The following is a 5,414-nucleotide window of genomic DNA, read 5'->3' on the forward strand; positions in this document are numbered from 1 at the left end:
TCTTTTTTTAAAGCAGAACGAGGCGGTATCATGACGGCGCTACCTTGCAGAGATATACTGTGTCTACATTTTACTCAATTTTGTGGCTGTGAAAAGTTTTTAGAGGTTCCCGTTCTATAAACGGAACAACTGGAATCGCATTTTTGTGAGTTTTCAATTTCTGTAGCTAATTTATGAGAGTGCATTTTCTTTATGGCTCGTTTTCTTTTCCTGGATTTCGTGATTTCTCTTATCTAATTCTGCTAAGATATGCTCTATTTTGTCATCAAAATAAAATGACAGTCTTCCTGTCCGCCAAAACAACGAACTACCACGTTTAAAATCAATTTCACTGACTGACTTTTTACCTTTTATAATGTAGTTAATAATAAAAGCCTGAATGTCAGTATGTATGGAATGTCTTTTCTTTCCCCAAAGACATTTAGTGATATGGAACCGAAAATTAGTAGAGCATAATGTATTTTTATTGCTTATAAAATAGAGTATTAATCCATCCGGTTTGCTCTGAGGCAATGGGGTGAGTTGATATGAAATACCAACTTGCTGATAACGAGCAACGTTAAGTTTTAAGGATGGAGAAAATATGATCTGTCTTTCACGATCTATTATAATGAGGTCTTGAGGGATTAAAAATAAAATGTGGAGAATTAATAATATAAAAATCAGGAATTGTCCAAAATAGATAATATAATCAGAAAAATAAAAATAATATAAATTAAATATTCCAGAGTCATACTCTTTATCACGAATTAGATCATCATAATGCAATCGATGATAAATAAAATTCCAAATTGGAATGGAGTTGTTATCTTCTATATCAAGCCCGGCTATATATTTTTCCGGAGAAAATGAAGCTGGCAGATCATTTTTAAGATGAAAATTTTTTCCGTATTCTTGACGAAGTTTTTCGACCTCTTCCAAAATGATAGATTCTTCCCACTCTTTGTGTGAAATGAAGGTACTGATGTACCAACCACTGATGGGAATTTCAATAGCCAAATAAAGTAAAAATAAAAAAATACGAGGTAAAGCCAGTGACCTACCTATTAAAACACATTGCTTATCATTAATACTTTTGAGCATGGAAAAAGCTTTTAATTCTCGTTTATTCTTTGGTTTCGTTGGTAATTTTAGTAATTTCTCTTCTTGTTCAATGAGTAAGGAGGGGTCTGGACGCCATGTTTCTGGAGCATGAATATTTTTTCTTGTCGCTGAAAGAGTTTCTAATGCGGCTAGAATACGAGTTATCTGCTCATCAAAGTCGGCAGGTTTTTCATCTTCATGGCATTTGCGGGGAACTGGAGTACGTAGGATATCGCCTTCAAAAACAGGGGATTTACCATATAGAAGATAATTGACAATAAAAACATAAGGTAATATAAACCTCTTTTGTTGTTTTGAAGAGGAATTTCTTTCACGATACATATGTATTGAAAATATACGATTGCTGAGTGAGTTATTTCTATCCAAAGTGTATAGTATCAACCCCCTAGTTTCTGATGAGTGTAACTGTACTCGTAATTGAGAAAATCCAACCTGTGAATAATGGGCAGCATAAACTTTTCCTTTACGCCAACTAAAAAATAATTGGCGTTTTCTATCAATAAATAATGGTGGGGGATTTTTATAAAAACGACGAATATAAATGGGTAAAAATATAGTCAATGATATTAATGTTCCAAATATGAGAAAATCCAACAGGAGAAGTAAAATATTATTATCTGAACCGTTATAACGATAATATAGATATCTATCGAAGGTTATTTCTTTCGAATAATTAACATATCTGACAATTTCCATTTTTTTGGAGTAGTGTGGTTGGAGATAAAAATCTTTTTCTCCATATTTTTGGCGAGCTAAATTAACTTGCTCCCATATTTCAGGGAGGTGTTCTTTTTTTTGCTCTGTAAATAATACTACAGCAATAGTCCAAAATAGGAATAATAACATTGGCCCAAATAATGATAATGAGGAATGGAAATCTCTATCCGTCGTTTTCATCGCACATAAATCGCCATCAATGCTTTCAACACATATAGATAGGGGCATTTTTCCTAGTTTGTTACTTAGTAATGGAGTAGCAAGTAACTCTTTTTGGTGCTCAATAAATGGTGTTGGTGTTATTCTACTCAGAGCCTTGGCTGGTATGTTGTACCACTTTACATCATTCATGATTTTTCTATCCATTTTTAACTGTTTTCATTTTCTAATTTTTATTTAATTCATAAATATCAACCAGCTGGATACATGCTGGTTGATATAAAGTTGAGGTATCATAAATGCAGTAACATAATTTATCTGACTATTTATGTATTTTCCTGACTATTATCTCTGGCATCTCGTTTGTCTAGTTCTGCCAAAATATGCTCAAGTTGTTCATTAAAATCTGCGGGTTTTTTATCCTTGAATAAGAACAAAGCAGGAAAACGTTTATAATCAGTAGCTGCAACAGCATCTTTGCCTTGTATAAGGTATTTAACGATAAAGGCGTGTGCTTCATCTTGCCGTAGTTTTGTATTGAATCCTAATATAGAACCATAAGAGAGACACATCTGGAAAGCACGACGAGCCAGTGTATTGTTTTCATCCAGTGTATACATGGCTAACCCCATCAGATGGATAATTTTCATGGGATCGGTTTGATTGGAAACGCCTACCTGAGAATAGCGGGCAGCATAGACTTTGCCTTTATACCAACTGAAAAATAGTTGCCGTTCTCGATCAATAAATATGGGTGCTTGCAGTTTCCAGAAAAAGCATCTGTGTATCAAATAGAGAGAATATGCAAGCAAAAATCCAAAGAAAAGAAGATCCTTAATTAAAATTCGTGTACTGGCGTGATAGTAGTTGTAGCGATAGTAAAGATATTTCCAAAAAGAAACGGTGTTATCATTACCAATAAAACGGGCGCTTTCCATATAATCAGGAAGATCTTTACGTAGATAAAAGCTTTCTCCATATTCTTCACGAACAAGTTTAACCCATCGCAGAATATATTCTTCATCATTTTTTTTCTGATCAATAAAGTCAATGATACTGTAATGAAAAGCTAGCAATATACCAATGAATATAGGGAATAGCACAAACATTCTGGCAAGTCGTTGAGAATTACGAAGAGTACATTGATGATTGTCAATGCTGTTAAGAGGAAGATAGCTTTGTAATGCTTCGTAGCTTTTTCTCTCTATTGGTGTGGCTAACAGGGATTCCTGCTGATCGATCAGTGGAATTGGTGTCACATCATGAAGGGTTTCGGATATTTTTTTTGAATAGCTCATTTATCGGAACTCCGTGTCTTTAAATCCTAAAATAGGTTTTTTACTGATATCTGATTTTTCTGTTTTATGTGCTAAATAACGTAATGGAACAGCGGCATCTTCGAATGGTATATAGTGCCAGAATAATTCAGCAGTCTCTTCATTTGGATAGGGATATCTATCTTCAACCGTGACAATAAGTTCAAGATTACCATTTGTGTATGTTGCTTCAGCCATTTTTAAGGCCTCACGAAATCTTGTTGTGAGTTCTTTGTCATATAGATAGAGCTTCCCATCAATCGCTTCAGCTTGAGCTTTCAATTCCTCATAATGCTCTTGCTGTTTTTTAAGCGATTCGATATGTTTTTGGATAAGTCCGTTAGGAGCTGAACTGCCTGAATGCCAAGTGTTTTCGGGTTTTTTAGGAAGAAGCTGATAAAAGGCATATTGGAGATCTGAGCTGCCTTGTTGAAATGCTGGTAATTTAAAAGTATAGATACTGCTGAACTTGTTATATATCTGCCGACGATTAATGGTTAATGTAGGCATAAAAAACAAGTTTAAGAATTCCTGACTTTCAATATCAAAGGCGTTTCGGATGTGGTGATCCATTTTCTGTGCGTATTTTAATTGTTCTACAAATACTGGGCGTCTTTTATTGCCCCAAAATGGATACATATCCCCATTTCCCCAAAAGCTGTTACGAAACAAATTTTGTGTATCAGAGCTGTTAAAAATTATCAGACTAATAGTACCACCAATAACTAAGACCCATCCCATAAAAGCCATACCAGCCATCAATGTAGTACCTATTGCTACTGACTCAATACCAGCAGCCAAACCAATACTCACAGTACCTAATGCTGCACTTCCCAGCCCTATGGCATAGTTGCTGTATGCTGCGCCTCTATTACCGATGGCTTCAGCTTTTCTTCCATCAATAAAGGACACATAAGCTCCCATAATATTCACTAAGCCAAGGCCTGATTTAACCCATTTAGCATTCAGTTTATTTGATAAGTAGTCGGAAGTGCCTTTTAAGTTATTTAACAACACTGGAGAGGCGTTTGGCATAAATTTATGAGCATGTTTGGTGACTTTGGATGTAATTAGTGTCAAATCCGCTGTTAATGAAATAAGTGCTGCTGAAAACTTAATAACATCATAAGACCTGCTGAGCTCATCCTGGTCCAGCGGATTGTTGCTACTGAATTGAGACTGTATAACCACAGAAGTTGCTGTTTGAACATTGAAAAACAGGCTGAACCCCGGCGCTATTTTCTCCAGTAAAATTGCTGTCTTATGTGTACCGACTTTTAAAAAATCAAAAGAAGTATTAAATCCTTCTTTGATAGTAATTTTCGCAAGCTTAATTCCGATACCGGTTTGATCCGATACTTCTATTACTTGCTTGGAAACGGTATTTCCTATTTTTATTCCTGTTTTCTTAGCATACTCACCTGTTTGTCTTACTGTATTTTCAAATTGTTGTTCTGCTTGGCTAGGAGCGCTTATTTCTTGTAATTTTTCATAGAAAAGAGACTGTGAATTTTTTAGTTTTTTAAATGTTTCATTATGCTTAGGCATCCTCGGCCCTTTATTGCCGGAATAACTCTTTTTATTTGCAATTTTTTCTAAACGGCCTTGGATTTTATTGAACTCTTCAGGAGTAATATGAAGTCCTTCACGATAATCAATAACAATACCGAAAGGTTGCATTAAAACAGGTACAAATTTGTTAACAATCAATTGAATGGCAGTATCACTTAAATGGGTCAAAGGGCCTTTTATTGCTATTGCTCCCGCTTCCATTATTGCAAACGCTTTCCCAACAATCTTTCCAAACAGCTCAAGGAATTTTTCTGAGACGTAGACTGATATCTTTATAATTTGATCATTTAGAAATTTTTTAGATTGTTGTATCGGCTTGTTAGGATCATTAATATTTTCTAGTGTTTTATTAATAGCATTTTTAGTGCCCTGATGAATTGTCTTGGCAATCTCTTTACTTTCGCCATGAGTTAGTATTTTCACCATACCCGTTGCCCAGGGCAACCGCATGAATGTTTAAATTTCACCCACACCAGCAAAACCCACTTGTAATATCTGCTCCAAAAAACGGGTTTTCATCCAGGCACGTTGACGTTTTTTTCTGAT

At 35.0% G+C, this 5,414-nt stretch carries 3 protein-coding genes; all 3 read right to left on the bottom strand.

Annotated elements, in window-relative coordinates; genetic code table 11:
* Positions 1–171: 171 nt before the first annotated feature.
* The 3 genes from AACX68_RS04860 to AACX68_RS04870 all read right to left on the bottom strand — a co-directional run bounded on the left by AACX68_RS04860 (position 172) and on the right by AACX68_RS04870 (position 5,294).
* On the bottom strand, positions 172–2,172 hold the full coding sequence (locus tag AACX68_RS04860) for a hypothetical protein (RefSeq protein ID WP_228860739.1): 2,001 nt from the start codon (positions 2,170–2,172) through the stop codon (positions 172–174).
* Between the two features lie 134 nt (positions 2,173–2,306).
* Entirely contained in the window at positions 2,307–3,278 is a 972-nt protein-coding gene (locus AACX68_RS04865; protein WP_228860740.1) for a hypothetical protein, read from the bottom strand.
* Positions 3,279–5,294 carry a hypothetical protein gene (locus AACX68_RS04870; RefSeq protein WP_228860741.1) on the bottom strand — a complete coding sequence of 672 codons (2,016 nt, stop codon included), beginning with the start codon at positions 5,292–5,294 and terminating at the stop codon, positions 3,279–3,281. It lies immediately after the preceding gene.
* Positions 5,295–5,414: the final 120 nt, after the last annotated feature.

Source organism: Xenorhabdus sp. PB61.4 (genome assembly GCF_963894935.1).
GTDB lineage: Bacteria > Pseudomonadota > Gammaproteobacteria > Enterobacterales > Enterobacteriaceae > Xenorhabdus > Xenorhabdus stockiae.

Bases quoted from the DNA above. Each gene is read 5' to 3' on its own strand.
- AACX68_RS04870 (WP_228860741.1), bottom strand. From the start codon at position 5,294: ATGGTGAAAATACTAACTCATGGCGAAAGTAAAGAGATTGCCAAGACA.
- AACX68_RS04860 (WP_228860739.1), bottom strand. From the start codon at position 2,172: ATGAATGATGTAAAGTGGTACAACATACCAGCCAAGGCTCTGAGTAGA.
- AACX68_RS04865 (WP_228860740.1), bottom strand. From the start codon at position 3,278: ATGAGCTATTCAAAAAAAATATCCGAAACCCTTCATGATGTGACACCA.